The organism is Streptomyces sp. NBC_01232 (assembly GCF_035989885.1).
Taxonomy (GTDB): domain Bacteria; phylum Actinomycetota; class Actinomycetes; order Streptomycetales; family Streptomycetaceae; genus Streptomyces.
This window is the reverse complement of the sequence record NZ_CP108518.1, coordinates 6,056,614-6,070,304: the sequence shown is the minus strand read 5'-3', so window position 1 is coordinate 6,070,304 and position 13,691 is coordinate 6,056,614. Positions and strand designations below refer to the sequence as shown.

Sequence of the window (13,691 nt, the reverse complement as noted above, 5' to 3'; positions counted from 1 at the left end):
ACCCGATCGAGTGACGTGACGGGGTGGGGGTGAGGTCGTTGCCCTGGCGAGGTTCCGGCCGCGCATACGCCCGGCGTACGCCCGGCGGAGGCCGGTCCGGTCAAGGCGGAACTTCACTCACACGAGTAACGTTACAGGAGCAGACATGGGCGTTTTTGATCGGTTTTTTCGTCGTAAGGACGAGGTCGTGACCGAGGAGGTCGCGGCGACGGACCCGACGGCGGAGTCCGGTGCGGCCGACGAGGCCGGACCTGCGGCCGCGGAGGCTCAGGCGGCGGAGGCCGTGGAGATTCCGAAGCAGCAGTCGGCCGAGGTGGCCGCGGACAGCGAGACCGGTGAGGGCGCCCGCACGTAGCCACCGCCAACGGAAGGTGACCCATGGGCCTGCTGGACAATCTGAAGGCCAAGCTCGGTCCGGCGAAGGACAAGGTCGGCGACCTCGCCCAGCAGCACGAGGGCAGGATCGGCGAGAGTCTCGACAAGGTGGCCAAGGCCGTGGACTCCAAGACCAAGGGCAAGTACAGCGGCCAGATCACGAGCGGGACGGGCAAGGCGAAGGACGCCCTGGGGAAGATCGCGCACAAGGACGCTCCCGGCGGGCCGACGCCGCCGGCCGCCTCCTGACGCGGTCCCGGAAAGGGGCGCGGGACCAGCTGATGCCGGTCCCGCGCCCCTTCGGCGTTCCATGGGCCTCTCGGCCCGTACGCGGCGCCTACGACCAGGTGGCCACGAAGTACCCCACGCCGTACGGCGCGTCCTCGTACAGCAGGCGGCCTTCCAGCTCGGCGCCCTCCGCGGCGCCGGCCAGCACCTGCCAGGGGGCCCGTCCGGCGGCCTGGAGCTCGGCCGCGAGACCGGCGTCGATGGCGGTGAGCGCGGCCACGTCGGCGGCGCCCAGCGCGCGGGCCGCGGCCTCGTCGAAGGCGGCGGCCCGCTCGTCGAGGTAGCCGGGGGCCTTGAGGGTCCGCCGGGCGCTGCCGTCACCCATCACGAGCAGCGCGACCCGGTCGTGGCGCGCGCCCAGTTCCCGGCCGGTTTCCAGGCAGCGCGCGGTATCCAGGGGCTCCTCGACCCCGAGCCCCTCGACCGGGGCGGCGCCCCAGCGCGCGTGTCCGAGCAGCCAGGCGCCGACGGCGAGCGAGGGGGGCAGCAGGCGCGGTCCCTCCTCGCCCTCCCCCAGCTGTACGTCGCTCGCGACGCCGAATCCGCGGAAGCTGCCGCGGGCACCCTGCGGGTAGGCCCCGCGATGGTCGTGGCCGGCCGCCCCGACCACGACCAGCAGGTCGGGCCGGGACGCGGCGAGCACCGCCAGCGCGTCGGAGCAGGCGGTGCGGGCGTCGCCGAGTTCGGCGGCGGCCCCCGCGGCGACCTCCGGTACGAGCAGCGGCGGGGCGGGACAGACGGCGGCGGCTACGAGCATGATCCGCAGCCTAGCCGGACGCGCACGAGGGGCGGGACGCACGTCGGCGCGCGCCCGCGGCCCGGTCGGCGGACGGCAGGCGGTCGGACCGGGCGGACCGGGCAGGGCGCGGGCCGGGCGGGCAGCAGGCGCCTCAGGAGGAGGCGGGCACCGAGCAGCCTGCGGTCACGGTCGGCAGGGGCGCCGGGACGCCCAGTGTCGGGATGCCGAGCATGACGCCCGCCGGCTGGGCCGGGGCCGCGTTGCGCTTCTCCCAGGCGTCGCCCGCGCGGGTGCGGCGCACGGTCAGCGTCGGGCCCTCGGCCAGCAGGTGGTGCGGGGCCGCGTAGGTGATGTCCACGGTGACCACGTCACCCGGGCGGACCTCCGCCTCCGGCTTCGTGAAGTGGACCAGCCGGTTGTCGGGCGCGCGGCCGGAGAGGCGGTGCGTGGCGCCGTCCTTGCGGCCCTCCCCCTCGGCGACCATGACCTCCAGGGTCCGGCCGACCTGCTTCTTGTTCTCGTCCCAGGAGATCTCCTCCTGCAGGGCGACCAGGCGCATGTACCGCTCCTGCACGACCTCCTTGGGGATCTGCCCGTCCATGTCGGCGGCGGGGGTGCCGGGGCGCTTGGAGTACTGGAAGGTGAACGCGTTCGCGAAACGGGCCTCGCGCACCGCGTGCATCGTCTGCTGGAAGTCCTCCTCCGTCTCACCGGGGAAGCCCACGATGATGTCGGTGGAGATCGCGGCGTGCGGGATGGCGGCGCGGACCTTCTCGATGATGCCGAGGAAGCGCTCCTGGCGGTACGAGCGGCGCATCGCCTTGAGGATGGGGTCCGAGCCGGACTGCATCGGCATGTGCAGCTGCGGCATGACGTTCGGGGTCTCGGCCATCGCCGCGATCACGTCGTCGGTGAAGTCGCGCGGATGCGGGGAGGTGAAGCGGACCCGCTCCAGGCCCTCGATCTGGCCGCAGGCGCGCAGCAGCTTGCTGAAGGCCTCGCGGTCGCCCAGGTCCGAGCCGTACGCGTTCACGTTCTGGCCGAGCAGGGTGATCTCGGAGACGCCCTCGGCGACCAGGGCCGCCACCTCGGCGAGGATGTCGCCGGGCCGGCGGTCCTCCTCCTTGCCGCGCAGCGCGGGGACGATGCAGAAGGTGCAGGTGTTGTTGCAGCCGACGGAGATCGAGACCCAGGCGGCGTACGCGGACTCGCGGCGGGTCGGGAGCGTGGAGGGGAACGCCTCCAGCGACTCGGCGATCTCGACCTGCGCCTCTTCCTGGATGCGGGCGCGCTCCAGCAGCACGGGGAGCTTGCCGATGTTGTGCGTACCGAAGACGACGTCGACCCAGGGGGCCCGCTTGACGATCGTGTCGCGGTCCTTCTGCGCGAGGCAGCCGCCGACGGCGATCTGCATGCCGGGGCGCTTCGTCTTCATCGGGGCCAGCCGGCCGAGGTTGCCGTAGAGCTTGTTGTCGGCGTTCTCGCGGACCGCGCAGGTGTTGAAGACCACGACGTCGGCGTCGCCGTCGGCGCCCTCGGGCGCCCGGACGTAGCCGGCGTCCTCCAGCAGACCGGAGAGCCGCTCCGAGTCGTGCACGTTCATCTGGCACCCGTAGGTGCGCACCTCGTAGCTTCGCTTCACGTCCACTGCCTGGCTCCGGTCGCTGCTGGTCATGCAATAAGGGTAGGCGGTACCCGGTGGCCCTCCGGTCCCCCGTTCAGCCGATCCTCGGGAAGGCGGCGCCCGAAGAGGACGAGCAGCAGGTCCTGGGCGTCCGCGTGCACCGGGGTTCCCTCGCCGTGGGACCAGTCGAGGTCCTGCGCGCACAGCCGGATGCCGGTGAGGTCCGCGCCGAAGAAGCGCAGGGAGCGGGGGGTGACGGCGTCGAGGAGGAGCCGCAGCCGGTCCTCGGGGACGCGGCGCGGGTGGCCGAGGGCGACGGTGATGTCGAGGCCGTGGACCACGTCGTGGGCGAGGGCTCCGGTGGGGCCGGCCGCGGGCGGTTTCCAGGGGTGGGCGGCGTTCTCGCGGAGCAGGGCGGCCAGCTCGCGCTCGGTGAAGGCGGCCGCGTCCCGGCGGGCGGTGCGGTCGGTCATCCGGTGCAGGCCGCCGCGGGCCCGCAGGAGCTCGGCGGCGAAACCGGGGAGGGTGGTGCGGAAGCCGAGGGACATGTGGGCGGCGACCTCGCGGACGCGCCAGCCGGCGCAGAGGGACGGTGCGTCCCACTGGTCCGGGGTGAGGGAGTCCAGTACGTCGGCCAGCTCGCGGCGTTCGGCGGCGACGGCCGCGGCGATGGTACGGCGGCGCACGGAGGAGGCGGGCGCGGGTCGGGGGCCGGGGCGGTGGCCGGGGCGGTGGCCGGGGCGGGGCTCGGGTCGGGGCGCTGATCGGCTCATGGATCCAGGGTCGGGGCGGGACCTTTCATAAGTCCAAGAGCAGATGCTTCTGCGATCTAGAATCCAAGCTTATGGAACTGGCTCAGTTGCGCTATTTCGTGGCCGTGGTGGAGGAGGGCAGTTTCACCCGGGCCGGGGCGAGGCTGCACGTGTCACAACCCGGGGTGAGCGCCCAGATCGCGCAGCTGGAGCGGGAGCTCGGGCAGCGGCTGCTCGACCGCTCCGCACGGCGGGTCACCCCGACCGAGGCGGGCCGTGCGGTGCTCTCGTACGCGCGGGCCGCTCTGGCGGCGGTGGAGGGCGTACGCAGGACGGCGGAGGAGCTCTCCGGCCTGCTGCGCGGGCGGGTGGCCCTCGGGCTGGTTCCGGGGGCGGCCGGGGCGGTGGTGGACGGGTTCGACGTGGTGGGGGCGCTCGGGGACTTCCACGACGAGCACCCCGGGGTGGAGATCGCGCTGTCGGAGGACACCTCGGAGCGGATGCTGGCCGCGCTGCTGCGCGGGGAGCTGGACCTGGCGGTGGTGGGCCTCGGCGGGGAGGCACCGCCGGGTATCGCCACGCAGATGGTCCTCGACGAACCGCTGGTCGCGGCGGTCCGGGCGGACGACCCCCTGGTGGCGGCGGCCGTGGACGGGGCGATCCCGCTGGCCGCCCTGCGCGGGCGGGCCCTGATCGGCCTGCCGCGCGGGACCGGGCTGCGCGCGGTGCTGGAGCGGGCGTGCGCGCAGGCGGGATTCGCCCCGCGGGTGGACTTCGAGGCCGCGGCACCCGCCGTCCTGGTCCGGCTGGCCGCGCGGGGGCTGGGGGTGGCGGTGGTGCCCTCCGGGGCGGAGTCAGGAGCGGGCGCACCCACCGCGGGCAGACGGACGGGCGGCGCGGCGGAAGCCGGCGGCGCGGGCGGGACCCGAGGCGCGGCCGAGGCCAGCAGCGCGGCCGAGGCGAGCAGCGCGGCCGGGACCCGAGGCGCGGCCGAGGCGAGCAGCGCGGCCGAGACCGGCGGCCCGGGCGAGACCGGCAGCGCGGCAGGGGCCGAGAGCGAGACGGGCAGCGCGGCCGCGGCCGACGGCGAGGGCGGGGGCAGGGGAGGCGGCGGGCTGTGCGCCCTGCGGATCACGGAGCCCGCGCTGTACGGGCGGGTCGCCGTGGCCTGGCGGGCGGACGGACCGTCCGGCCCGGCCGCCCGCGAGCTGCTGAAAAGGCTCCGCTCGGGAGCCCCCGGACCGGCCGCGCCGTGACAGGACGGCGGATGGGGTGGCAGGATCGCGGCCATGCCTCTCGTACCGCCCCGGATCAGCAGGCGCCACGCCCTGCGGGTCCTGGTGGCCGTACTCGCCGTGCTCGGCGTCCTGACCTGGTGGCTGAAGCCCTTCGGGCAGACGGAACTGGCGGGCGACCTGGTCTTCAGCACGGGCGCGCGGACGGGTGTCTACCACCGCTACGGCCAGCTGCTGGAGCAGGAGCTCCGGGAGAGCATGCCCGGGGTGGACGTACGGCTGGAGACCAGCGAGGGCTCGCAGGAGAACCTGAAGCGGCTGGCCACCGGCGAGGCGGACTTCACCGTGGCGACGGCGGACGCGGTCGCCAAGTACCGGCTCGACGGGAAGCCCGCCGCGGACAAGCTGCGCGGGGTCGCACGGCTCTACGACGACTACGTGCAGCTGGTGGTCCCGGCCGGCTCCCCGGTGCAGTCGGCCCGTGACCTGCGCGGCAAGCGGGTCGCCATCGGCCAGCCCGGGTCCGGCGTGCGGCTCGTCTCGGAGCGGCTGCTGAAGGCCGCCAAGATCGACCCGGTGCTGGACATCACGCCGGTGACCATAGGCATCGACACCATGCCGGGCGAGCTCGAGGCGGGCAGGATCGACGCGTTCTTCTGGTCCGGCGGCCTGCCGACGAACGCCGTGAGCGAGCTGTCGGGGCGGTTCGACATCCGGCTCGTGCAACTGGGCGACCTGGTGGAACAGCTGCAGCAGGGCGGCAGCCCGGCGCGCTACTACCGGACGGCGGTGATGCCGCAGGACGCGTACGCGCTGGCGCGCAACACCAGCTCCGTGACGACGCTGGCCGTACCGAACCTGCTGGTGACCACGGCCAAGACGGACCCCGCGCTCACCGAGCAGCTGACGCAGACGGTGATCTCCAGCCGCGACCTCGTCGGGCGCGAGGTGCACGCGGCGCAGCTGGTGGACCTGCGCACGGCGATCTACACCGACCCTCTGGAGCTGCACGAGGGCGCGCGGCGGTACTACCGGTCCGTCAAGCCCTGAGGTCCCCCGGGGCACGCCTGTGAGGGACGCCAGGTGCGCCGGGTGCAGGGACTGCGCCGTGGTTCAGGACGAGGACGGGGACGGCAGCAGCATGAGCGCCGCCGCGGCGGCGCCGATCAGCCCCGCGTGGGTGCCCAGCATCGCCGGCACCACTTGGACGTCCTTGACGAAGGAGAGCGTGGCGTAGGCCGCGAGGTGGCTGCGGATCGGGGCGAAGAGGGTGTCCCCGGCGGCGGCCACTCCCCCGCCGATGACCGCGATGTCCGTTTCCACGAGGGTCGCGGTGGCCGCGATGGCGGCGGCCAGGGCGCGGCCCGCCCGGTCGAAGGCCGCCAGGGCGATCGGGTCGCCCGCGGCGGCGGCAGCGGCCACGCCCGCGGCCGTGGCATCGCGCCCGCCGCCGTCCGCGGCGGCGGGCGGAGTCCAGCCCTGCTCCAGGGCCCAGCGGGCGATCGCCGTACCGGAGGCGATCGACTCGACGCAGCCGTGGCCGCCGCAGACGCACGGCTCGCCGTCGAAGGCCACGCTGATGTGGCCGATGTGCCCTGCGTTGCCGGTAGGGCCGGGGTGGAGCTGGTTGTTCAGGATCAGGCCGCCGCCCACGCCCGTGGAGACGACCATGCACAGCGCGTTCGCACGGCCCCGGGCCGCGCCCAGCCAGTGCTCGGCCGCGGTCATCGCCACTCCGTCACCGGCCAGCACGGTCGGCAGATCGGCCCCGTGGGCCGCGAGTTCCGCCACGACCCGTTCCTGGACCGGGAACTCCCGCCAGGCCCCGATGTTGACCGGGCTGACGGTTCCCCGGGAGGCGTCCACCGGGCCGGCGCTGCCGATCCCGCACCGGACCGCCGAGCCCCACAGCGGCGACTCGGCGAGTTCGGCGACGACCTCGGCGACCGCCGCCATGACGCCGTCCGCGTCCACCCCGCGCGGGGTGGGGCGGCGCGTGGTGGCCGTCATCGTGCCGTCGGGGTGCACCAGCGCACCGGCGATCTTCGTACCGCCGATGTCGATCGCCACCGTCGGGCCTGAGGCTGCTGCGGCGGCCCGCACAGCGGGCAACGGGGCGGTGGGAATGATCACGGTGGCGGCTCCAGGAAGGTTTCAGGATTCAGTATGCGCCGGGGGCGGCGCCGTGCTCTCACGAGGCTCCAGCCGAGGCTGCTCGCTGATCCGCACTCCGGGCGGGCTGCCGGCGAGAACGGCCAGGAGTTCCTCGGCGGCCAGCCGTCCGAACCCGGCGGTGTCCCGCACGAGAGCGGTGAGCCGGGGGTGCGTGACGCGGCAGAGCGCGGAATCGTCCCAGGCCACGATGGACAGCCGGCCCGGGACGGGGATGCCCAGCTCGGCGGCGACCGCGCTCCCGGCGACGGCCATCACGTCGTTGTCGTAGACGAGCGCCGTGGGCGGCCGCGGCTCCGCGAGGACCCGGCGGGTGGCCGCCGCGCCCTCGGCGTCGGAGTAGTCGGTGACGACGGAGCGCACCTGGTCCGCGCCGAGCCCCCTCCGGGCGGCCTCGGTCCGCAGGGAGTCCATCCGGCGGACCGTGTGGGCGAGGCCGGGGAGCCCGGCGATGTGCGCGATCCGGCGGTGGCCGAGCCCGTGGAGGTGGTCCAGGACCTGGGCCATGGCGCCGGCGTCGTCGGCCCGGACCGAGGAAAGGGTCCCGGACGCAACACCCCCGCTCCCGGCCCCGCTCCCGGCCCCGCTCCCGACCCCGGCCCCGACCCCGCTGCCGCCCGTCGGCGCGGCCTCGCCGATCGTGACCGCGGGCAGGGCCAGTTCCTCCAGGAGCGCCGGCCGCGGATCGCTCGTACGCGGGTCGACCACGAGGACTCCGTCCACCCGCCGCTCGGCCCACCAGCGGCGGTAGAGGGCGCATTCGGCGTCGATGTCCTCGACGACCTGGAACAGCAGCGCGGTCCGGGCGGCGGAGAGGACCTCCTGGATGCCGGAGACGAGCTGGAGGAAGAAGGACTCGACGCCGAGCGTGTGCGCGGGCCGGGCGAGGACCAGGCCGACGGCCCCGGCGCGTTCCCCGGACAGGGCCCGGGCGGCGCTGTTGGGCTGCCAGCCGAGTTCCTCGGCGACGCGCCGGATCCGGGCCCGGGTGTCCTGGGAGACGCCCGGCCGGTCGTTGAGCGCGAAGGAGACGGCGCTCTCGGACACCCCGGCCTGCCGGGCGATGTCCTTGATCGTGGGTCTGCGGGCCATGGACTGCCTCATTCGTCCTTCGGATGCGTCACGCGTGGCGGAATACGGAGGGATATGGCCGGACCGTACGCGATCCTTCCCCGACGGGCGGCCTTGTGCTCGAAGAGGTGGTCCAGCGCTGGAGCTGGAAGGAGCTGCCGTCCGGGGCGGTGCGCCGGGGAGGGTCCATCCACTCCCCGGCGGGCCGGCCGGTGCAGGAACGCATCAGGGCGCTGTGCAGGCGGCCCGCCGTGTCCACCGCGAAGCCGGGCGTGCCCCTGGCCAGGATCCCGACGGTCCGCTGCGCGTACGGAGCTTCGCGCGCGGCCACCTCGGCCGGCTGCCCGGCGGCCTCCAGTCGGCCCGCGGCGCCGACGGCCCGGGCCAGTTCCGCCGGTGACCCGGTGTGCACCAGGACCGGCAGGTCCCGGATCCCGGTGAGGTCGCAGCCGGGGCTCCAGAGCGCGCGGAGCGGGGCCCGGGCCGGGATCCGGACCCGGGGGCGCTCTCGTACGGCCTGTGCGTAAGCGGGATCGGCCGCCGCCAGCACCACCGCCGTGAAGGCACCGGCCGCGGGACCGCCGAGGGCGATCCGGAAGTCCGGGAGGCTGCTGTCCGCCGCCGGATCACCCCGCCGCGGACCGGCGGGCCGGGTGGGGGTGGCGGTGACCCCGTGACGGCCGAGCGCGGTCACCAACTCCCGCAGCCCGTCGGGAGATCCCGCGTCCGGCAGCACGATCTCCCCCGCTCCCAGCGCCCGGTCCGGCCCGGCCAGCGGCGCCGAGAGCGCGAACCAGTTCAGGCAGGAGCTGTTCAGCGTCCACGGGACCCGGGTGGGGTCGGCCCCGGCATCCGCCCCGGGGAAGGCGAAGCCGCGCCCGAAGGCCGCGGCGGCGGTCCCGGCGACCGGGACGGCGCCCGGCGCGTCGGCCGGGATCCGCAGCCGCAGCAGTGGGTCAGAGCCGGCGAACTCGTCGATCCGTGTGGTCGGTTCGACGCGGTCGAGGCCGTGCCGGAGGGTGGTCGTGCGCGTCCAGCGGACCGGCCCGGTGCGGCCGGTGGCGACGATCCGGGCCCCGAGCGGCCCGCGCTCCGCCCGGCAGGACGTGGCGGGCGCGGAGCCCGAGCCGGTGCCCGGGCCCTTGGGCAGCAGGTGCCAGGGGCCTTCCCCGAAGAAGGGGTGTGCGTCGTACTCGTCCTGCACGAGCAGCTCGTCCACCTTCCCGGCGCTCATGAGCTCCTGCCCGGTGCGCCGGCCCAGCAGCCGGGCGAGTCCGCCGCCGCGCGCCGGGCCGGCCCTCGGCGTCGCGGACGGTGATCCGGTGCGCCTGCGCGGCGTTGAGGGCCGAGAGGGCCGAGGGCACGGCGAGCCCCGTGAGTCCGGCGAGCCCCGTGAGTCCGGCGAGCTCCGTCAGTCCCAGTGCAGCCGGGTCCGCCGACACGCGGACCAGGTCGGTCCGCGTCCACGACACCGGGGTTGTGGACGGTCACCGCCAGCGGACCCGGCTGAGGCCCGCGCCGGGCACGGTGACGTGGAGCGGGCCGGCGGGGCGGTCTCTGCGGATCCGTACGCGGACCACCTGCGCCGGCGCCTCTGGCGGCCCGGTGAACAGCGCCGGAGTGGTGACGGCCGTGACCGAAATACCGCTGTCCATTTCTGCACACTTTCTTTCGACGGCCACAACTAAAGCGCATTAGTCACTCCAGAGTCAGCCGAATACAACCCTTGTGTCAACAGGGCTGAAGCGCATAAGTGCACGCACCGGAGGCCCTGTTGACTTTCCTCATCCGCACCGGCAGGTTGTGGCACCTGCGGTGAATTCCGCCAGAGCTCCCGAACTTCCGGTCCCCCGGGCTCCCGGACTCCCTGACTCCCTGACTCCCGAAATCTCGCCCCTTCCGAACTCCAGGACGCCCCGTGCCCGATGACGCGCTCCGCTTCGGTGCCAACTACACGCCGGCCCGCGGCTGGTTCCACCACTGGCTGGACTTCGACCTCGACGAGGTCGGGGCCGACCTCGACTCGATCGCCTCGCTCGGGCTGGACCACATCCGCGTCTTCCCGCTGTGGCCGGTCTTCCAGCCGAACCGGACGCTGATCCGGCCGCGCGCCGTCGAGCAGCTCGTGGCGCTCGCCGACGCGGCCGCCGAGCGCGGGCTCGACGTCAACGTGGACGGACTGCAGGGGCACTTGTCGAGCTTCGACTTCCTGCCCGCCTGGACCCGGACCTGGCACCGGCGCAGCCTCTTCACCGATCCGGACGTGGTCCGCGGACAGGCGGAGTACCTGCGCACGCTGGCCTCGGCCCTCGCCGACCGGCCGAACTTCCTGGGCATGACCGTCGGCAACGAGATCAACCAGTTCTCCGACGCCCCTCACCCCGACCCCGACCGGATCACCCGGGACCAGGCCGACCGCTGGCTGGAGCGGATGCTGGCGGCCTGCGAGGAGGGTGCGCCCGGGCGGTTCCACGTGCACGGCGAGTACGACGCCGCCTGGTACCAGGACGGGCATCCCTTCACCGCCGGCCAGGCGGCCCGGCTGGGCGCCGCCACCGCCGTGCACTCCTGGGTGTTCAACGGCACCGCGCAGCGCCACGGCGTGGACGGGACGGCGACCGAGCACCATGCCGCGTACCTGATCGAGCTCTCCAAGGCGTGGGCCCTCGACCCGCACCGCCCGGTCTGGCTCCAGGAGGTCGGCGCCCCGGCGCCGCTGATCCCGCCCGGGCGCGCGGCGCGGTTCACCGAGGCCACCGTGGCGAACGCCCTGGACTGCCCGGACGTGTGGGGCGTGACCTGGTGGTGCTCGCACGACGTGTCCCGGGAGCTCGCCGACTTCCCGGAGCTGGAGTACGGCCTCGGCCTGCTCACCAACGACCGCCGGATCAAGCCGGCCGGCGCCGCCGTCGCCCGGATCGCCGAGGAGTGGCGGGGGCGCGCGCACCGCCCGGCCCCGCGGTCCACCGCGCTCGCCGTGGACGTCGGCGGGGCCGAGGAGGCCCCGGGTCGCTCGGTGTGCGCCCCGGGCGGCGCGTTCTTCGAAGCCTGGGCCGCGCTGACGGCCCAGGGGGTGCGCCCGGCGGTGGTCCTGGCGGAGCGCGCCGCGGACCCGGCCCATCTGGCCGCGCGCGGCATCACCGAGGTGCTGCGCGTGCACGACGTGACCTGACCGATCCGATCCCTTCCCGAACCGATCCGATCCGACCCGATCCGACCCGATGCCTTCGTGAACCGATCCGACCCGATCCCTTCGTGAGGAGCCCCGCATGTCCGAGACCGACCACGGCGTCGATCCTGGTACGCCGCCGCCCACCGCGATACGTCCGACCCGGCGCAGAGTGCTGGCCACCGGTGCCGGGGCCGCCGCGCTGCTGGGCCTGGCGGGCCGCGCCCGGGCCGCAGCCGACACCGCGGCCCCCGCACCGGCCGCACCCGCCCCGGCCGACCTGGCCCCGTACGCCTCCTACTGGTTCCCGGACTCCCTCCCGGCGGGCACCCCCGGCCCCGGCATCGTGTGGAGATCGCTCAGCCGCTGGACCCCGGGGAGCGACCCCGACCTGGCCCACAACACCTCGACCGTGCCCCTGGCGGAGCGGTTCACCCCGGTTCCGGCGAACCGGGACGCCCGCGCCGGCCAGGCCCGGATCTCCTCCCTCGTCTCCTTCGGGCCCACGGCCGGGAACCCGTCCCAGGGCTCCCCGACCGCCGACCACTACGCGCCCACGCACTGGGCGTACATCGACGAGCTGGTCTTCTGGGGCGGCTCCGCCGGCGAGGGGATCGTGCTCGCCCCGAACGCGCCCGTGGTCGACGCCGCCCACCGCAACGGGGTCCGGGTGCTGGGCAACGTCTTCCTGCCGCCCGTCGCCTACGGCGGCGACCTGCGCTGGACCCGGGACCTGGTGCAGCAGGACTCCCTCGGCCGCTTCCCGATCGCGGACAGGCTCGTCCAGGTGGCGCGCACGTACGGATTCGACGGCTGGTTCGTGAACGCCGAGACCGACGGCGGGGACAGCGCGCTCGCCGGCCGGATGCGGGAGTTCCTGCGCGCCCTGCGGGCGGCGGGCGAGCCCCACGGTCTGCGCATCACCTGGTACGACGCCATGAACACCAGCGGGAGGGTGGGCTGGCAGGGCGCCCTCAACCCGCTCAATCAGGAGTTCTTCGAGGACCGGTCCGGGAAGGTCTCGGACACGATGTTCGTGGATTTCCGCTGGACCCCGGACACTCTGGCCGCGTCCGGCGCCCTCGCCGACCGCCTCGGGCGCTCCCGCCACGAACTGTGGGCCGCGGTGGACACCGAGTCCCGCGGGTGGGACTCCCCCGTCCGCTGGGACGCGATCGTCCCGCGCGGTCGCGACCACGTCGTCAGCTTCGGCTTCTACCGGCCCGAGTGGACCCGCAATCACCTCGCCGACCGCTCGCCCGGGGCCTTCCACCGCGCCGACGACCGGTTCTGGACGGGCGAGTCCCTGGACCCGGCGCGGCCCGCGCCCGAGGCCCGCTGGCGGGCCCCCGCCACGGCCGTCGCCGACCGGTCCACCGTCACCGGCCTTCCCTTCGCCTGTTCCTTCAACACCGGGCACGGGCTGCGCTGGTACGACGGCGGCAGGGTCGTCTCGGACACGCCGTGGAACCACCTCGGGCTCCAGGACCGGCTCCCGGGACGCCGCTGGGTGGTGGACACCGCCGGGGAGCGGCCCTCCGTCACCCTGGACTTCGCGGACGCGTGGCGCGGCGGCTCGAGCGTGCTGGTGGAGGGCGCCCTGACCGCGCCCGTGGTCATCGGGCTGCATTCCACCCGGCTGCCGCTGACCCGCGGGTCGGTCCTGGAGCTGGTGCACGCCACCGGGGCGGATCCGGTCGGGGTGGAGATCGGTGTGGCCGTGCGCGAGCCGTCCGCTCCCGGCGGGCCGGTCCCGTACACGTGGCTGCCGGCCGGGATCCGGGACGGCGGGCAGGGCTGGCGCACGACGCGGGCCCCGCTGGCGTCACTGGCGGGCAGGACCGCGTACGGCCTGGCGGTACGGATCACCGCACGCGGGAAGAGGCCGGTGGTGTGGCGGATCGGCGCTCTGTCGGTACACGACGAGACCCGCACCCGGCGCCCGGCCCCGCCCACCGCACCGGCCGTGGACGCCTCGGCCCGGCAGGACGGCGTGGCCCGGCTGCGCCTGTCCTGGCGGGCGGCGGCATCCGGCGGCGCGGGCGGGCGGCCGCGCCACTACGAGGTGTGGCGGGTCCTCCCGGACGGCACCCGGAGCTTCCTCGGGGGCACCTGCGGCACCGCCCTGTACCTGCCCGCCGTCCCGCGCGCCGGGCGGGAGCGGGCCGCCGCCTTCGAGGTCAGGGCCGTCGACGAGCTGTACGCGGTGTCGGCGCCGGCCCGCACCACCCTCACCTGGTAGCCGCGGCCCGCCCGGGGGCCGGGG

General features: G+C 75.0%; 13 protein-coding genes. 6 read left to right on the top strand and 7 right to left on the bottom strand.

The features are described 5' to 3' along the window. Window positions 1–187: 187 nt before the first annotated feature. Both OG444_RS28175 and OG444_RS28170 read left to right on the top strand, forming a co-directional pair. Window positions 188–355: a gliding motility protein gene (locus OG444_RS28175; protein WP_327264793.1), complete on the top strand. Its 168-nt coding sequence runs from the start codon at window positions 188–190 to the stop codon at window positions 353–355. A 23-nt stretch (window positions 356–378) separates the two neighbouring features. Next, complete coding sequence (locus OG444_RS28170; protein ID WP_327264792.1) at window positions 379–624, top strand: antitoxin; 246 nt, start codon at window positions 379–381, stop codon at window positions 622–624. An 88-nt stretch (window positions 625–712) separates the two neighbouring features. On the opposite strand, the gene OG444_RS28165 is transcribed toward OG444_RS28170, so the two are convergent. From OG444_RS28165 to OG444_RS28155, 3 genes are all read right to left on the bottom strand, one after another. Beyond that, window positions 713–1,420: a class III extradiol dioxygenase subunit B-like domain-containing protein gene (locus OG444_RS28165; RefSeq protein ID WP_327264791.1), complete on the bottom strand. Its 708-nt coding sequence runs from the start codon at window positions 1,418–1,420 to the stop codon at window positions 713–715. A 133-nt stretch (window positions 1,421–1,553) separates the two neighbouring features. Continuing rightward, on the bottom strand, window positions 1,554–3,077 hold the full coding sequence (gene miaB, locus OG444_RS28160) for a tRNA (N6-isopentenyl adenosine(37)-C2)-methylthiotransferase MiaB (protein ID WP_327264790.1): 1,524 nt from the start codon (window positions 3,075–3,077) through the stop codon (window positions 1,554–1,556). After that, window positions 3,074–3,799, bottom strand: coding sequence for a maleylpyruvate isomerase family mycothiol-dependent enzyme (locus OG444_RS28155; RefSeq protein ID WP_327264789.1), 726 nt, complete (start codon window positions 3,797–3,799; stop codon window positions 3,074–3,076). The genes miaB and OG444_RS28155 overlap by 4 nt, the downstream gene beginning before the upstream one ends. A 71-nt stretch (window positions 3,800–3,870) precedes the next feature. On the opposite strand from OG444_RS28155, the gene OG444_RS28150 reads away from it, so the two are divergent. Together OG444_RS28150 and OG444_RS28145 are read left to right on the top strand one after the other, a co-directional pair. Then, entirely contained in the window at window positions 3,871–5,034 is a 1,164-nt protein-coding gene (locus tag OG444_RS28150; protein ID WP_327264788.1) for a LysR family transcriptional regulator, read from the top strand. 33 nt (window positions 5,035–5,067) lie between these two features. Then, window positions 5,068–6,063 (top strand): TAXI family TRAP transporter solute-binding subunit, encoded by a 996-nt coding sequence (locus OG444_RS28145; RefSeq protein WP_327264787.1) that lies wholly within the window; start codon window positions 5,068–5,070, stop codon window positions 6,061–6,063. 63 nt (window positions 6,064–6,126) lie between these two features. Here OG444_RS28145 and OG444_RS28140 read toward each other — a convergent pair whose 3' ends face one another. The 4 genes from OG444_RS28140 to OG444_RS28125 all read right to left on the bottom strand — a co-directional run bounded on the left by OG444_RS28140 (window position 6,127) and on the right by OG444_RS28125 (window position 9,911). Then, window positions 6,127–7,140, bottom strand: coding sequence for an ROK family protein (locus tag OG444_RS28140; RefSeq protein ID WP_327266960.1), 1,014 nt, complete (start codon window positions 7,138–7,140; stop codon window positions 6,127–6,129). Between the two features lie 27 nt (window positions 7,141–7,167). Continuing rightward, window positions 7,168–8,277: a LacI family DNA-binding transcriptional regulator gene (locus tag OG444_RS28135; protein WP_327264786.1), complete on the bottom strand. Its 1,110-nt coding sequence runs from the start codon at window positions 8,275–8,277 to the stop codon at window positions 7,168–7,170. A 28-nt stretch (window positions 8,278–8,305) separates the two neighbouring features. After that, window positions 8,306–9,490 carry a hypothetical protein gene (locus tag OG444_RS28130; RefSeq protein WP_327264785.1) on the bottom strand — a complete coding sequence of 395 codons (1,185 nt, stop codon included), beginning with the start codon at window positions 9,488–9,490 and terminating at the stop codon, window positions 8,306–8,308. A gap of 253 nt (window positions 9,491–9,743) precedes the next feature. Next, a complete protein-coding gene (locus tag OG444_RS28125; protein WP_327264784.1) occupies window positions 9,744–9,911 on the bottom strand; it encodes a hypothetical protein in 168 nt (55 codons plus the stop codon). A gap of 263 nt (window positions 9,912–10,174) precedes the next feature. On the opposite strand from OG444_RS28125, the gene OG444_RS28120 reads away from it, so the two are divergent. Together OG444_RS28120 and OG444_RS28115 are read left to right on the top strand one after the other, a co-directional pair. Further along, window positions 10,175–11,428 (top strand): glycoside hydrolase 5 family protein, encoded by a 1,254-nt coding sequence (locus OG444_RS28120; RefSeq protein ID WP_327264783.1) that lies wholly within the window; start codon window positions 10,175–10,177, stop codon window positions 11,426–11,428. Between the two features lie 97 nt (window positions 11,429–11,525). Further along, the gene (locus OG444_RS28115) at window positions 11,526–13,667 is read left to right on the top strand and encodes an endo-beta-N-acetylglucosaminidase (RefSeq protein WP_327264782.1); all 2,142 of its coding nucleotides are present in this window, start codon (window positions 11,526–11,528) and stop codon (window positions 13,665–13,667) included. The last annotated feature ends 24 nt before the right edge of the window (window positions 13,668–13,691 follow it).